General features: G+C 46.5%; 13 protein-coding genes. All 13 read left to right on the top strand.

The features are described from left to right. Window positions 1–28 precede the first annotated feature (28 nt). Window positions 29–1117 carry a M42 family metallopeptidase gene (locus AC5W14_RS02875; protein ID WP_496193645.1) on the top strand — a complete coding sequence of 363 codons (1089 nt, stop codon included), beginning with the start codon at window positions 29–31 and terminating at the stop codon, window positions 1115–1117. Between the two features lie 134 nt (window positions 1118–1251). Then, window positions 1252–2016, top strand: coding sequence for a TrmH family RNA methyltransferase (locus tag AC5W14_RS02870; protein ID WP_496059116.1), 765 nt, complete (start codon window positions 1252–1254; stop codon window positions 2014–2016). A gap of 346 nt (window positions 2017–2362) precedes the next feature. After that, entirely contained in the window at window positions 2363–3397 is a 1035-nt protein-coding gene (gene pheS / locus AC5W14_RS02865) for a phenylalanine--tRNA ligase subunit alpha (protein ID WP_496059117.1), read from the top strand. Between the two features lie 11 nt (window positions 3398–3408). Beyond that, window positions 3409–5832 carry a phenylalanine--tRNA ligase subunit beta gene (gene pheT / locus AC5W14_RS02860; RefSeq protein ID WP_496193644.1) on the top strand — a complete coding sequence of 808 codons (2424 nt, stop codon included), beginning with the start codon at window positions 3409–3411 and terminating at the stop codon, window positions 5830–5832. 179 nt (window positions 5833–6011) lie between these two features. After that, window positions 6012–6278, top strand: coding sequence for a cell division protein ZapA (zapA, locus tag AC5W14_RS02855; RefSeq protein ID WP_496059119.1), 267 nt, complete (start codon window positions 6012–6014; stop codon window positions 6276–6278). A gap of 3 nt (window positions 6279–6281) precedes the next feature. Then, window positions 6282–6830 carry a CvpA family protein gene (locus AC5W14_RS02850; RefSeq protein ID WP_496193643.1) on the top strand — a complete coding sequence of 183 codons (549 nt, stop codon included), beginning with the start codon at window positions 6282–6284 and terminating at the stop codon, window positions 6828–6830. A gap of 86 nt (window positions 6831–6916) precedes the next feature. After that, window positions 6917–8650, top strand: a complete 1734-nt coding sequence (gene polX / locus AC5W14_RS02845) for a DNA polymerase/3'-5' exonuclease PolX (protein WP_496193642.1) — start codon at window positions 6917–6919, stop codon at window positions 8648–8650. Window positions 8651–8665: 15 nt separating this feature from the next. Beyond that, window positions 8666–11023 (top strand): endonuclease MutS2, encoded by a 2358-nt coding sequence (locus tag AC5W14_RS02840; protein WP_496193641.1) that lies wholly within the window; start codon window positions 8666–8668, stop codon window positions 11021–11023. A 41-nt stretch (window positions 11024–11064) separates the two neighbouring features. Next, on the top strand, window positions 11065–11475 hold the full coding sequence (locus AC5W14_RS02835; RefSeq protein ID WP_496059646.1) for a DUF350 domain-containing protein: 411 nt from the start codon (window positions 11065–11067) through the stop codon (window positions 11473–11475). Between the two features lie 240 nt (window positions 11476–11715). Beyond that, window positions 11716–13419 (top strand): long-chain-fatty-acid--CoA ligase, encoded by a 1704-nt coding sequence (locus AC5W14_RS02830; RefSeq protein WP_496059123.1) that lies wholly within the window; start codon window positions 11716–11718, stop codon window positions 13417–13419. A 183-nt stretch (window positions 13420–13602) separates the two neighbouring features. After that, window positions 13603–14205 (top strand): fatty acid metabolism transcriptional regulator FadR, encoded by a 603-nt coding sequence (gene fadR / locus AC5W14_RS02825; protein ID WP_496193640.1) that lies wholly within the window; start codon window positions 13603–13605, stop codon window positions 14203–14205. Window positions 14206–14220: 15 nt separating this feature from the next. Then, window positions 14221–14994, top strand: a complete 774-nt coding sequence (locus AC5W14_RS02820) for an enoyl-CoA hydratase (RefSeq protein ID WP_496193639.1) — start codon at window positions 14221–14223, stop codon at window positions 14992–14994. Between the two features lie 22 nt (window positions 14995–15016). Then, entirely contained in the window at window positions 15017–15790 is a 774-nt protein-coding gene (locus AC5W14_RS02815; RefSeq protein ID WP_496059126.1) for an electron transfer flavoprotein subunit beta/FixA family protein, read from the top strand. Window positions 15791–15793: the final 3 nt, after the last annotated feature.

The following is a 15793-nucleotide window of genomic DNA, read 5'->3' as shown; positions in this document are numbered from 1 at the left end:
GGCACTACATACTGAAGGGGGAACGAATATGGCTGAATTAGAACCAACGCTTCAAATGCTGAAGGATTTAACAGATGCAAAAGGGATTCCCGGAGACGAAAAAGAACCAAGGGATGTAATGAGGCAATACATTGAGCCTTTCGCCGATGAGGTTACTACGGATCATCTCGGCAGCCTGATTGCGAAAAAAACAGGTAAAAAGGGCGGCCCCCGTATAATGATTACAGGGCATCTTGATGAAATCGGCTTTATGATTACAACGATTGATGATAATGGGTTTTTGAAATTTCAAACGGTCGGTGGATGGTGGAGCCAGGTGATGCTCGCCCAGCGTGTGACAGTAATGACCCGCAAAGGCACCATTACAGGTATCATCGGCTCCAAGCCGCCGCATATTCTTCCGCCGGAGCAGCGCAAGAAATCAGTCGAAATCAAAGACATGTTTATTGATATCGGCGCCTCGAGCAGAGAAGAAGCAGAATCATTTGGCGTACGTCCAGGAGATTCCGTCGTTCCGATCTGTGACTTTACAGTGATGAATAATGAGAAGTTATTAATGGCAAAAGCATGGGATAACCGCATCGGATGTGCCATTGCTGTTGAAGTATTAAAACGCCTCGAAAAAACCGAACACCCTAACGAAGTATACGGCGTAGGGGCTGTACAGGAAGAAGTCGGCCTGCGCGGTGCCAAAACGGCCGCAAATAAAGTGAAGCCTGATATCGGCTTCGCAGTTGATGTCGGCATTGCCGGAGATACACCGGGAGTAACAAGCAACGATGCCGTAGCGAAGATTGGAAAAGGCCCGCAGGTGCTGATTTATGACCACTCTATGGTGGCTCATAAAGGTCTTCGTGATTTTGTAACGGATATTGCCGATCAGCATTCGATTCCTTTTCAATTTGACGCGATGAGCGGCGGCGGTACAGATGCCGGATCGATTCATTTATCAGGAGAGGGCGTACCCTCGCTTGCGATAACGGTGCCGACCAGATACATTCACACCCATGCAGCGATTCTTCACCGTGATGATTTTGAACATGCGGTGCAGCTGCTTGTGGAAATCAGCAAAGTGCTGGATGAAGATAAAGTAAAATCAATTGTTTTTGATAATTAATCAGCCAGCTTCAGCCCACAAGGATACCTTGTGGGCTTTTTTGAGCAAATACAAATAAAATATGTAAAAAAGGCTGGATTCAAGGTAAGATAGAGGATGAACAAAAAACGCCGGTACAAAAGGAGATCAGCCTGTTGAAACAAATAGATTCTACAAAAAACACAACCGTAAAATTAATTAAACAGCTGACGAAACGAAAAAAACGCGAAAAAGAACAGCTTTTTGTTATAGAAGGCAGACACCTTGTAGAGGAAGCGCTCGTTTATGGAAATCTGATTACAGATATTTTTGTCATAGCAGAAGAGCTCCTTCCACCGGAGGAAAAGCGAAAAGCGATTCCCGTTACGCTCGTAACAGAAACCGTTATGAAAGATATGAGCCAGACCGTAACGCCTCCAGGTATTATTGCACTCTGCCAAATGATCCCCGAGGAAGCCATCGAGCCGGAAGACAATCAAATCTATGTGTTAGTCGATAACGTGCAGGATCCCGGCAACCTCGGAACGATGATCCGGACCGCAGATGCGGTGGGGGCAAAGGCTGTTGTTCTCGGTGAAGGCACGGTAGACGTGTACAATGATAAAGTAATCCGTTCCACCCAGGGATCGTTTTTTCATGTGCCTGTTCTGCAGGGAGACCTCGAAGACTGGATAAAACGCTGCCGGGATAAAAGCATCCCTGTATTTGGTACTTCTCTGCAGGGGGGAACGACGCACACCGCGATTGAACCGCAGCCGGGATTTGCGCTGCTTATCGGCAACGAGGGAGCCGGTGTGAATGAAAAGCTGTTGGAAAAAACAGATCAGAATATCTATGTGCCGATCTACGGAAAAGCGGAATCATTAAACGTTTCGGTAGCGACCGGCATTCTTTTATACTACCTGCACAAAGTAAATTAGCAGGACGGTTGCAAACAAAAGCATTATTATCTATACTTTACTGTATTCATATAAAAAGCATTGAAGGAAATAAGTAGTCCGTTGGCTGCCATACAGGGAAAGAATGCCTAGACTGAGAGCATTCTCATGTGCAAATAACGGATGAATTCAGTCCAGAGCCGGAGCCGGAGTAGAGAAATCGAAAAGGTGTCCCGTTTGGCAGCACGTTACGCTGTATAAGTGATTTCTGCCGGCAGCGGCAGGATTAACAAGGGTGGTACCGCGAGCTTTCGTCCCTTTCCGGGAGGAAGGTTTTTTTATTTGTCCAAAACACGCGAAGAGCGATTATATGGCAGGAGGAAATAAAATGATTGAACGATTACAGGCACTTTTGAGCGAGGCACTGGAGGAATTAAACCAGGCCGGAGATAAAAAAGATGTAGAAAAGGTGCGGGTAAAATACTTAGGAAAAAAAGGCCCGATTACAGAAGTGTTAAGAGGAATGGGCAAGCTTTCAGCAGAAGAACGGCCTAAAGTCGGCCAGGCTGCAAACGAAGTGCGGGGTGAAATCCAGGAAAAGCTGGACGAACGAAATAAATCCCTCGAGGCGGAGGAATTAAACAAGCAGCTTGCCGGGGAAACCATTGACGTAACGCTTCCGGGAGATGCAGTGAAACAGGGATCAAGACACCCGCTTACCGCAGTTGTCGAGGAGATCGAGGATATTTTTACAGGTCTTGGTTTCTCTGTTACAGAAGGACCGGAAATTGAAACGGATTACTATAACTTTGAAGCGTTGAATCTCCCGAAAGAGCATCCGGCCCGCGATATGCAGGATTCATTTTTCATCACGGAGGATCTATTGCTGCGTACGCAGACATCCCCGGTACAGGCACGTACAATGGAAAAGCATCAGGGCCAAGGCCCGGTTAAAATCATCTGCCCGGGTAAAGTATACCGCCGGGATGACGATGACGCGACACATTCTCATCAGTTCATGCAGATCGAAGGACTATATGTGGATAAAGATATCCGAATGAGTGACCTGAAAGGAATATTGGAAGCATTTGTGAAGAAATATTTTGGTGAAGAGCGGACGATCCGTCTGCGCCCGAGCTTTTTTCCTTTTACAGAACCTTCTGTAGAAGTCGATGTAACCTGCGGCATCTGCGGAGGAAACGGCTGCCGCATGTGCAAACAGAGCGGCTGGATTGAAGTACTGGGTGCTGGTATGGTGCATCCAAGGGTGCTGGAGATGAGTGGGTTTGATCCCGACGAATACAGCGGTTTTGCTTTTGGAATGGGTGTAGAACGATTTGCCCTCTTAAAGTACGGTATTGATGATATTCGTCATTTCTACACGAATGACATGCGTTTCTTAAACCAATGGAAGCAGATATAAGGAGGGATTAGATGTTAGTTTCATATGAATGGCTGAATGAATATGTCAATGTACGGGATGTGACCCCGGAAGAAACAGCGGAACGTCTTACCCGTGGTGGTATTGAAGTAGATGCTGTATATAAAAGAACCGAACAAATTGAATCGGTCGTCGTAGGAGAAATCCTCTCTATCGAAAAACACCCGGAAGCCGATAAGCTGAATGTCTGCCAGGTAGACACCGGTTCAGGAAAAAGCCAGATTGTCTGCGGCGCTCACAATGTAGCAGCCGGCACGAAAGTGGCAGTCGCACTTCCCGGCGCCGTCCTGCCTGGAAATGTGTCTATTTCTTCTACAGAACTTCGGGGAGTGGCCTCTGAAGGAATGATCTGCTCCCTGCAGGAGCTTGGCATCGAACAGAAGCTGGTCGCAAAAGACTTCGCAGAGGGAATCTATATTTTCCCTGACGGCGTAGAAACCGGAAGCAGTGCGGTGGAGGCTCTTCAGCTTCACGACACTATCCTGGAACTTGATCTTACACCAAACAGAGCCGACTGCCTGAGCATGCTTGGTGCGGCGTATGAAGTCGCTTCTTTATTGGGCAGAAAAGTCACTCATCCCAATACCCGGGTAGAAGAGCATGGAGATACTACGGATGCACCGGTAACGGTTAAAGTGGAAAATGCCGAAGACGCACCTTACTACAATGCGAGGGTCATTAGTAACATTAAAATTAAGCCTTCCCCTGTCTGGATGCAGAACCGTTTGATTGCTGCAGGTATTCGTCCAATCAATAATGCGGTTGATATTACAAACTACATTTTAATAGAATACGGCCAGCCGCTTCACGCGTTTGATCTGGACCGGTTCGGCTCCAGGGAAATTGTCGTGCGCCGCGCAGAGATGAACGAAAAAATGACAACGCTCGATGAAACAGAGCGTGAACTTTCGCCTGACTATCTGGTTATTACAAACGGTACAGAGCCGACAGCACTTGCCGGGGTGATGGGCGGAAGCTTTTCGGAAGTCCAGGATGATACAACGACGATTCTTCTGGAAACAGCAGTATTCGACCCGGCATTAGTTAGAAAAGCATCGAAAGATATGGGACTGCGCAGTGAATCCAGCGTACGGTTTGAAAAAGGCATTGATCATTTACGCGCAGATGAAGCAGCCGACAGAGCTGCAGCTTTATTGGTGGAACTGGCCGGTGGAGAAGTTCAAAAAAGCGGTTCTGTACATGATTCCAGAGACCGCTCTCCAAGAGTTGTACAGACGAGGACCGAAAAGCTTCATAACATGCTTGGTCTGGCGCTGAACAGCGAAGAAGTGGCTGCTATTTTTGACAGGCTTGGCTTTCCTTATAAAGAAACAAATGGAACATTTGATGTGGAAATACCGTCGAGAAGATGGGATATCTTCATAGAAGCAGATCTGGCTGAAGAAGTTGCGCGGCTTTATGGATACGATGAAATTCCATCCACGCTGCCCGCAGGTGCGTTAACGCCGGGCTCTCTTACAAGAGCCCAAAAGCAGAAAAGAAAGGTAAGGCGTTTCCTGGAAAGTGCGGGGCTGAATGAAGCAGTCACATATTCGTTAACGTCACCGCGGATGATTGAGCGGTTTTTATCCGGCGGACCGGGCTATCCGATCAAAGTGACGATGCCGATGAGTGAAGAACGCAGTACGATGCGGGCAAGCCTGATACCGCATCTGCTTGATGTGATTCAGTACAATCAAAACCGTCAGAATGCCGATACCGCTGTTTTTGAAGTGGGTTCTGTATTCCAGAGCAAAGAAGAAACACTGACAGGACAGCCGGAAGAGTATGAATATGCTGCCGGAGCCATTACAGGAAAATGGAGCGACGCGGGCTGGAGAACTGCCAAGGAGGAAACAAGCTTTTTTACGGTCAAAGGGATCGTGGAAAATCTGCTGTTGAAACTTGGCTGGGGCCGGGATATTCGTTTTGATCGATCGTCGATGAAAGATATGCATCCCGGGCGCAGCGCAGATATTTATGCACAGGGTATGTACATCGGATACCTTGGCCAAATCCATCCATTAGTGCAGAAAGAATGGGATATTAAAGAAACGTTCGTATTTGAACTTCATTTAGGCAAGCTGATTGAATCAATAGAAGAACCGGTTACTTACACACCTATTCCCCGGTTTCCTTCTATTACCAGAGACATCGCGCTTGTAGTAGATACAGAAGTAGAAGCTGGAGCGGTACAGAAAGCTATTGAAGAGACAGGAAGCCCGCTGTTAAAGCACGTTTCTTTATTCGATGTGTATGACGGGGAACATATGGAAGCAGGGAAAAAGTCTCTGGCATTTTCCCTCATCTATTTTGATCCCGATCGTACTTTAGCAGAAGAAGAGATGCAGCAGGCACATCAAAATGTACTGGACCATGTAGAAAACACATTTCATGCCAATTTAAGAAAACAATAAGAAACGACAGGCCGGCTCTTCCGTATATAGGAAGAGCCGTTTTTCTGCAGCAAGTACAAACATAATGCGCTTGTGCCGGAAATAAAAGGGCCCCGGGCGGAAGGTGGGAAACATTTTTCATTGGTTGGCGATTCTGTTATGATTAAGTATAGGATTCGCTGAGATCAGGGGGCATAACGATGGCTGAGGAAAAAGATAAATACAAAACAACGGTGACGATATATGGACAGCAGTACACAATTGTTGGAGATGACCCGCCCGAACATGTCAGAAGAGTAGCGAAAGCCCTGACAGACAAAATGAAAGAACATAAATCACTGAACCCTTATTTAAACACGACGAGACTGGCAGTATTAACAGCAGTCAATCTGGTGGATGAAAATTTAAAAATGAAAGAACTGTACAAGAACGAGCAGACTATTCAAGAGGAAAATGAGGACAGATAACAGATGCTTATAAATATACTGATTCTTCTTTTTCTAGTCGTAAGTTTTTTTTCCGGCTTAAGAAAAGGATTTATCCTGCAGTTTGTTTCGTTAGTGAGTTTTCTACTCGCTTTAGTCATTGCGTTTTATTTTTACGAAGACACGGCCGCCTGGCTGAGGCAGTGGGTGCCGTACCCTGGATTTCTGCAGGATTCCGGCAGCCAGAATGTGCAGTTTTTGTCGGCAACGTTTGATATGCAGACCTTCTTTTACTCTGCGATCGCATTTATCGCACTGTTTATTATTGCAAAGATAGTGATGCAGATGCTTGGCTCTATTTTTAATGTGATATCGAGTATTCCTCTTGTGAGCATGCTTAATAAATGGCTCGGAGGACTGCTGGCGATGGTAGAGACTTATGTGGTTCTGTTTATACTGCTTATAGCTTTCTCGCTGGTACCGGTAGATCCTATTCAGCAGGCGATAGCGCAGTCAGGCCTGGCCCAGTATATGATTTACGAAACGCCTTATTTATCCGGGTGGCTTCAGAGTCTGGGAGTGCAGGGTTATTAAAAAAGTATGTGCCAACAGCACGTCGTTAATAAAAGAAAAAGCTTCTCTTGAAGAGAAGTTTTTTCTACTTTTAATGGAGGAAACCGATGAATAAAAAAGAGATTATTAATCATTTGGAACGTATCGCTGTTTATATGGAAATCAAAGGAGAAAATACATTTAAAATTTCTGCTTATCGAAAAGCTGCCCAGGCGCTTGAAAACGATGAGCGCTCCATTAACGATATAGAGGATGTATCCAAGCTTTCCGGCATCGGAAAAGGAACGGCCGCCTTAATTAATGAACTAATAGAACACGGCGACTCGGAGCTTCTGCAGACGCTGAAAGAAGAAATTCCGGAAGGTCTGCTTCCTTTACTGAAGCTTCCCGGACTTGGAGGCAAAAAGATAGGAAAGCTCTATCAGGAATTAGGCATTACCAATGCAGCTGACCTGGCGAAAGCCTGTGAAGGCAAACAGATCCGTGAACTGGCCGGTTTTGCAGCCAAATCGGAAGAAAAAATAATGAAAGCACTGGAAGAAATGGGAAGCCGGCCGGAAAGGCTTCCTATTCCACTGATGCTGAAAATGGCGGCTGTGTTTGAAGAACAGCTGACTGCAATAGAGGGAATGCACCGCTACGCCCGTGCCGGCAGTTTAAGAAGGCTCGAAGAAACCGTTAAAGATATGGACTACATTATTTCCACCGATGATCCGGGACGCGTGAAAGAACAAATAAAGGCGTTTCCGGGCATTTCCAGCATTATCGCAGACGGGGATACGAAGCTTTCCCTGGAGCTCGAAGGCGATGAGTACCCGGTACAGGTGGATGTCCGTATGATTGAAGATGATGCTTTTGCCACAACGCTTCACCATTTTACCGGTTCAAAGGATCACAATGTAAAAATGAGGCAGCTGGCTAAATCAAACGGAGAACGGATCAGTGAATATGGAATAGAGAACGTGGAAAGCGGAAACGTGCAGACGTTTGCAGATGAAACGGCATTTTTCGGTCACTTTGGCCTTCATTATATTCCACCCGAAGCAAGAGCGGGGAAAGATGAGCTGGACGTGTACAGCAGACCCCGGGAAGATGTAACACTTTCTCATATCCGGGGAGACATGCACATGCATACGACCTGGAGTGACGGTGCCCAGTCCGTCGAAGAGATGGCCGAAGAGGCGAGAAAAAGAGGATATGAATGGATCGCTATTACCGATCATTCCAAGTTTTTAAGAGTTGCTCATGGTCTTGATGAAGATCGTATACTCAGGCAGATAGAAGAAATAAAAACTGTAAATGAAAAATATACAGACCTGCATATATTTGCAGGCATTGAAATGGATATTCGTCCAGACGGCCTCCTCGACATTGATGAAAGCGTTCTGGAGCAGCTGGATGTAGTAATTGCATCGATTCATTCTTCGTTTTCCCAGGAAAGGTCTGTCATTATGGAACGGTTTGAATCAGCTCTCACCTCCCCGCATGTTGATCTGATTGCCCACCCTACCGGCCGTTTACTAGGAAGAAGGACCGGGTATGATGTAGACCTTCCTACGCTGATTAAGCGTGCGGCTGAAACGGGCACAGCACTTGAGATGAATGCCAATCCAAACCGGCTGGACCTTTCCGCGGAATGGCTGAAAAAAGCTGCGGACGCGGGAGTGGCGCTTGCGGTCAATACCGATGCACATAATCCGAAAATGATGGATGACATGGAAACAGGAACAGGCATCGCGAGAAAAGCAATGCTCCGGCCGGATCAGGTCCTAAATACCTTGACGGCAGCGGAATTAACGAACTATCTGCAGCAGAAAAAAGAGAAACGCCTGCTCCAATAAGAAAGGAAGATGACAATGAACGATAGAGTCCTTCGGGTGCTCGAGTACAACAAGATGAAGGACCAGCTGAAAAAGCATGCTGGTTCTTCATTGGGAAGAGCTGAAATTGAACAAATGAAGCCGATGTCTTCGGTGGATGATATAAAGCATGCGATGAAAATTACGGAGGAAACACACCGGGTCGTACGCTTAAAAGGGCAGGCTCCTCTCGGGGGGATTAAAGACGTTTTTGCCCATATTAAACGAGCCCAGATCGGCGGCGTCCTGAACGCATGGGAACTGCTTGAAATAGCAGATACGATTTATGCTGCGAGAAGAGTGAAAACGTTTATCGACAAAATGGTGGAGGACGGCATTGAGCTTCCCGGACTGGATGAAATCGTGGGCTCTATTACGGTACTGACCGATGTAGAGCGGTCGATCAAGCAGTCGGTAGATGATAACGGGGAGGTAATGGACAGCGCGACCCCGACTCTTCGCAGTATCCGCCAGCAGATAAGAGGGCAGCAGGCTTCTATCCGCTCCAAGCTTGATCAGCTTACTAAATCCCAGGACCAGCAGAAGAAATTGTCTGATTCGATTGTTACTATTCGAAACGACCGCTACGTTATCCCCGTCAAACAGGAATACCGGGGATCATTCGGCGGCATCATCCATGACCAGTCGGCTTCCGGAGCCACTTTATTTATTGAACCGCAGTCCGTGGTGTCAATGAACAACGTGCTGCGGGAAGCCCGTGGGAAAGAAAAAATTGAAATCGAAAAAATACTCCGTGAACTATCAGCAGAAATTGAGGAAAACGGAGAAGAGCTGCTGGAGAACACCCGGACGCTCGGCTATGTGGATTTTATATTTGCAAAAGGGTATTATGCCCACGACTTAAAAGCGACACAGCCAAAGGTGAACAGCACGGGTCATTTCCGATTTAAAAAAGCGAGACATCCGCTCATTGAAGAAGACGAAGTTGTACCAATTACGGTGGAGCTTGGAGGAGATTTTTCCTCTCTCGTTATAACAGGGCCGAATACAGGTGGTAAGACGGTCACGCTGAAAACAGCCGGCCTGCTGACGCTGATGGCCCAGTCCGGGCTGTTTCTTCCGGTAGAGGAACAATCAGAAGCCGCTGTATTTGAGTCCATTTATGCCGATATTGGGGACGAACAGTCGATTGAACAGAACTTAAGTACCTTTTCATCCCACATGACCAATATTGTGGATATTCTTGGGAAGATTGACCATCACAGTCTCGTACTGTTTGATGAGATAGGTGCTGGAACAGACCCGACAGAAGGCGCTGCATTGGCTGTTTCGATTCTGGACTACGTATATAATAAAGGAGCCTCTCTTATTGCCACGACGCACTACAGTGAGCTGAAAGGATACGCCTATAACCGGGAAGGCGTTATGAATGCGAGCGTGGAGTTTGATGTCAATACGCTGCGGCCGACCTACCGACTGTTAATTGGCGTGCCGGGACGGAGCAATGCTTTTGCGATTTCCAAACGCCTGGGCTTAAGCGATGAGATTATTACGGCGGCTGAAGCCGAGGTAAGCACCGACAGCCAGCAGATGGAGCAGATGATTGCTTCTCTGCAGGACAGACAGCTGTCTGTAGAAGAACAGGAAAAGCAGGCGGTCTCTCTTCGAAAAGAAGCAGAATCGCTGCAGAAGGAACTGGCAGAAAAAGTACAGCAGGTGGAAGAAGAAAAAGAAGCCATCTTCCAAAAAGCACGGGAAGATGCGGAAAGCGAACTCTCGGCTTCCAAAAAGCAGGCAGATGACATTATCCGTGAGCTGAGGGAGCTGGAGAAACAGGGATACAATGTAAAAGAGCACCAGCTTATTGATGCCAAATCCCGAATGGATAAAGCGCAGCCTGCTCCAACGAAGCGAATCAAACAAATAAAAAGACAGGCTGAAAAAATAGATTCCATCAAGCCTGGTGATGAAGTAAAAGTATTAAGTTTTGGACAAAAAGGCCAGGTGCTCGAACAGCTGAATGAAAATGAATTTCAGGTTCAGCTCGGTATTATGAAAATGACGGTAACAAAAAGCAATATGGAAAAACTGGGCAGTTCTAAGGAAAAAACCCCTCTCCGCAATGTCCGGTCGGTAACGACCAGCGCTCCGGTGAAGCCTGAGCTTGACCTGCGGGGCCAACGCTATGAAGACGCCCTGCGCCAGGTGGAGAAATACCTGGACGAAGCGGTGCTGGCAGGATACGGCCAGGTTCATATCATTCATGGAAAAGGAACCGGTGCGCTGCGCAAAGGGGTAAAGGAGTACCTTAAAAAACACCCAAGTGTGAAAAGCACGCGTGACGGCGGAATGAATGAAGGCGGCATTGGAAATACGGTTGCTGAACTAAAATAATACCTCAGACCACCTGAGATAGTGAAAGGAAGGTGGCCGGCCTGGAAACCATACTACAGACGTCATTCGGACAGACCGCTGCCAACTACAGTGTAGCTCTGCTTTCCCTTATCGTATTTTTAGCTGTATTTGAAACGATAACCCCCTATAACAACTGGGAAGAGATAAAAAAAGGCAATATTGCGGTGGCGCTTGCCACCGGAGGGAAAATATTCGGCGTGGCTAATATTCTTCATTTTTCCATCCTTCAAAACGACCAGATACTCACAACGATCGTGTGGGGCTGTCTCGGCTTTGTTCTGTTAATTATCAGCTATCTCGTATTCGAGTTTTTAACGCCTATGTTCAAAGTGGATGAGGAGCTTGCGAAAGATAATCGGGCGGTCGGATTGATTGCATTTATTATTTCCGTCGGCCTTTCCTTTGTTATAGGAGCAGGGATATTAAGCTGACAGGAGGAGGAAGATAATGGAGCGGTTAGCTAAAATATTACTCGTCTGCTGTGCGGTGTTTTTTGCAGCAGGCTGTATCTATTTAATTTCTTCGCTTTAATGAGAGAATGGGCAGGCCTCAGGGCAGAGCCCATTTTTTTACAATTTGCTCTTTATAATTGTAAGCGGTTCCATTATAATGAGCGTATAGAGTGCTTCTACACGTATTTTTAGTGTCCACATTTTAAAGGGGGATTTAATATGGAAGAAACGCATGCATGGCTCTCGCACTATCCGAAGGAAATACCTACAAGTATCTCCTATGATGAAAAAACGCTGCACTCTTATTTGGAAGAAACGGCTGCGAGTCAGCCAAACCGCGAAGCCCTTCACTTTATGGGGAAAGATATGACATACAGTGAAGTGTATGAAGAGGCCCTGAAGCTGAGCAGCCAGCTTCAAAAGCTCGGGGTAGTAAAAGGAGACAGGGTAGCGATTATGCTCGCGAACTCCCCTCAAGCCGTAATCTGTTATTACGGTGCACTGATGGCGGGTGCCATAGTAGTGCAGACAAATCCACTTTATGTGGAGCGTGAGCTGGAGCATCAAATGAACGATTCCCAGGCAAAAGTTATGATATGCCTGGATTTAGTATATCCGCGTGTGCAGGCAGTCCGAAGCAAAACATCACTTGAACATGTTCTTGTAACAAGCATTAAAGATTACCTTCCTTTCCCTAAAAAAAATCTGTATCCGCTCGTGCAGCGTAAAAATGCGGCACTGGCCAAGCAGGTGGTATATGACAGCACAACTCACCAGCTGAAGAAAATCATGGCGCAGGGAAAGCCGGAAAAGCTGGATATTTCCTTTGATCCAAAAGAAGATATTGCTCTTCTTCAATATACAGGCGGCACAACCGGTCCGGCCAAAGGTGTTATGCTCACGCATTATAATTTAGTCGTAAATACAATGCAGAGCAGCGCCTGGATGTATGGTATTGACCGGAAAAAAGAGACGATCATGGCAGCGCTGCCGTTTTTCCACGTATACGGCATGACGACAGTAATGAATATCAGTATTATGCATGGAGCTAAAATGATTATTGTTCCCCGTTTTGAACCGGTTCCTATTTTAAAAGCGATTCAAAAGCATAAAGTAACAGTTTTTCCGGGAGCCCCAACAATGTATGTAGGACTGATTAATGAACCTACTATTAATAAATATGACCTGTCCTCTATTGAAGCCTGCCTGAGCGGTTCTGCTCCGCTGCCACTCGAAGTCCAGCAGACGTTCGAAAAGCTGACCGGCGGGAAGCTGGTAGAAGGCTACGGGCTTACAGAGACGTCGCCGGTGGCCATTTCCACACCTATCTGGGGAAAGCGGAAAGAAGGAAGTATAGGCATTCCATGGCCGGATACAGAAGCGGCTATTTACGATCCGGAAACGGAAGGACCGGCTCCAGCAGGGAAAATTGGAGAAATTATGCTGAAGGGTCCGCAGGTGATGAAAGGCTATTGGAACCGGCCGGAGGATACAGCGGCCGTATTTCACGGAAGCTGGTTTCTGACCGGAGATATGGGCTATATGGACGATGAAGGCTACTTTTATATTGTTGACCGCAAAAAAGACATGATTATTGCCGGGGGCTTTAACATTTATCCTAGAGAAATTGAAGAAGTGCTGTATGAACATGAAGCAATAAAAGAAGCGGCGGTTATCGGGGTACCGGATCCGTACCGTGGAGAAACCGTGAAAGCTTTCCTTGTTTTCAAAGATGGAAAAAGTGCAACAGATGAAGAAATCGAAGCATTCTGCAGAGAGCATCTGGCTTCTTTTAAAGTACCGAGATTGTTTGAACGAAGAGAAGAGCTTCCAAAAACGATTATTGGTAAAGTACTCAGACGGGTTCTTGTTGAAGAAGAAGAAAAAAATACTAAAGCAAAAGAAATGCAGAAAGGCAGCTGATCTGCGTCAACAGCTTTTAGAACCACTGCAGGGAAGCCCGGTCATGGCACCGGGCTTTTTTAAACGCTGAAAATCTGTGGAATAACGCTTGACACTCCTTTAAATATTATCTATGATAAAGCTAGACATATAATGAATGAACAGTCATTCACTATTAATACATTGTAAAAGGGGCGTTCTGCCATGGGGAAACGAAAAGGTCCCAAATACGAACAAATTATAGAAGCGGCAGTAGACGTAATAGCGGAGAACGGCTATTACAATTCCCAGGTATCAAAGATAGCAAAGCGTGCCGGTGTAGCGGATGGCACCATTTATTTATATTTTACAAATAAAGAAGATGTCCTGATTTCTGTATTCGAAGAAAAAATGGGCCAGTTTATATCGAATATTAAAGAAGATCTTACGTCCAAGCTGTCGGTCGAAGAAAAACTGCATTCGCTCGTAGCCAATCATTTCCGCCAGCTTTCATTAAGCAAAAACCTGGCGATCGTAACGCAGCTTGAATTAAGGCAGTCCAGCAGCCACCTGCGAAAGCAGATCAATGATATTTTAAAAGAATACCTCCTGATTATGGACGGGCTGATTGAAGAAGGAAAAGCAACAGGCGTTTTTTCAGAGGATTTAAACGAAAAACTGGCACGGCAGATGATTTTCGGTACGATTGATGAAGTCGTTACCACCTGGATAATGAATGAATACAGATATGATTTGAATGAATTAGCCGCTCCCACCGCTTCCATGCTTCTGCAGGGATTTGGAGCAACAATCCGGGCAAAACAATAGAAAGAAGGGATACTGATGGAGCATTTACAATGGCGGGTGGAAAATAATATCGCCCACATCGTTTTTGAGAGGCCGCCGGCTAATGCCCTGGCAGCCTCGGTCCTTTCAGAACTGAGCATTATTCTGGATGAAATTGAGTCCGAAAAAGAAGTTCATGCAGCCGTGCTGTACGGTGAAGGCAGATTTTTTGCAGCCGGTGCCGATATTAAAGAGTTTACAGATGTAGAAAGCAGCAGCGGTTTTTCAGATTTAGGAACAAACGGCCAGCAGGTGTTCAACAAAATGGAAGCCCTTACAAAACCGGTAATTGCGGCTATTCATGGCGCGGCTTTAGGCGGAGGACTGGAAATGGCGATGGCATGCCATATGAGGATCGCCACAAAAGAAGCGAAGCTTGGCCTCCCGGAGACAACGCTCGGCTTGATACCAGGTTACGCGGGAAGCCAAAGGCTGCCTGAGCTGGTGGGGCGTCCTAAAGCAGGCGAAATGATATTGACCGGTCTTCCTATCAATGGAGAAGAAGCAGAACGATGGGGGCTGGTAAACAAGGCGGTACCTGAAGGCGAACATGTCAAAGCAGCTGTTGAAATCGCCGGTCATATCGCTTCGAAAAGCCGCGTCACGACAGAAATGGGGCTGGAGCTTCTCCGCTATGCCATTCCGCCTGCCAGAGAAGAGGGAAGCCGGAAAGAGGCCGAGCTGTTTGGCAGGGCGTTTGCCAGTGAAGATGCAAAAGAAGGGATTCAGGCATTTATTGAAAAACGAAAGCCGTCTTTCAAAAACAAATAAAAAAATCAGGGAGGAACAAAACATGAACATATTTGTATTAATGAAAAGAACATTCGATACGGAAGAAAAAATAGTAATTGAAAATGGCCGCATTGATGAAGAGGGGGCGGAGTTCATCGTTAACCCTTACGATGAATACGCACTCGAAGAGGCTATCGTGTTAAAAGAAGCCCACGGTGGAGAAATTACGGTCGTCACTGTAGGCGAAGAAGAAGCGGAAAAAGAACTCCGCACAGCTCTGGCGATGGGAGCAGACAAAGCCGTGCTTTTGAACATGGAAGACATGGACGAAGCTATTGATCATTACACGATCGGTGAAGTATTAACGGCATATTTCAAAGACAAGGAAGCCGATATTATACTCGGTGGTAACGTGGCTGTCGATGATGGAGCCGGTCAGGTGGCTTCCAGGCTTGCAGAAGGACTGCAGATGAATCAGGTGACTACCATTACGAAGCTCGATATTGACGGCACCAAAGTCACGATTGAACGGGATGTGGAAGGCGACGTAGAAATTGTGGAAACATCGCTGCCTTTACTGGTTACCTGCCAGCAGGGCTTAAATGATCCAAGGTATCCTTCGCTTCCGGGAATTATGAAAGCAAAGAAAAAGCCGCTCGAAACGATCGATTTTGACGACCTCGACCTTGATGAAGAAGATATTGCAGCGAAAACAACGACCGTTGACCGCTTCCTGCCGCCAGAAAAAGGAGCCGGGAAAGTTCTTGAAGGATCAACGGAGTCACAGGCACAGCAGCTGGTGGAATTATTAAAATCAGAAGCAAAAGTTATATAAAGG

The organism is Sinobaca sp. TMA16-18, from assembly GCF_059510535.1.
Note: the sequence above shows the minus strand (reverse complement) of the source record. Positions and strands in the feature narration are given on the sequence as shown.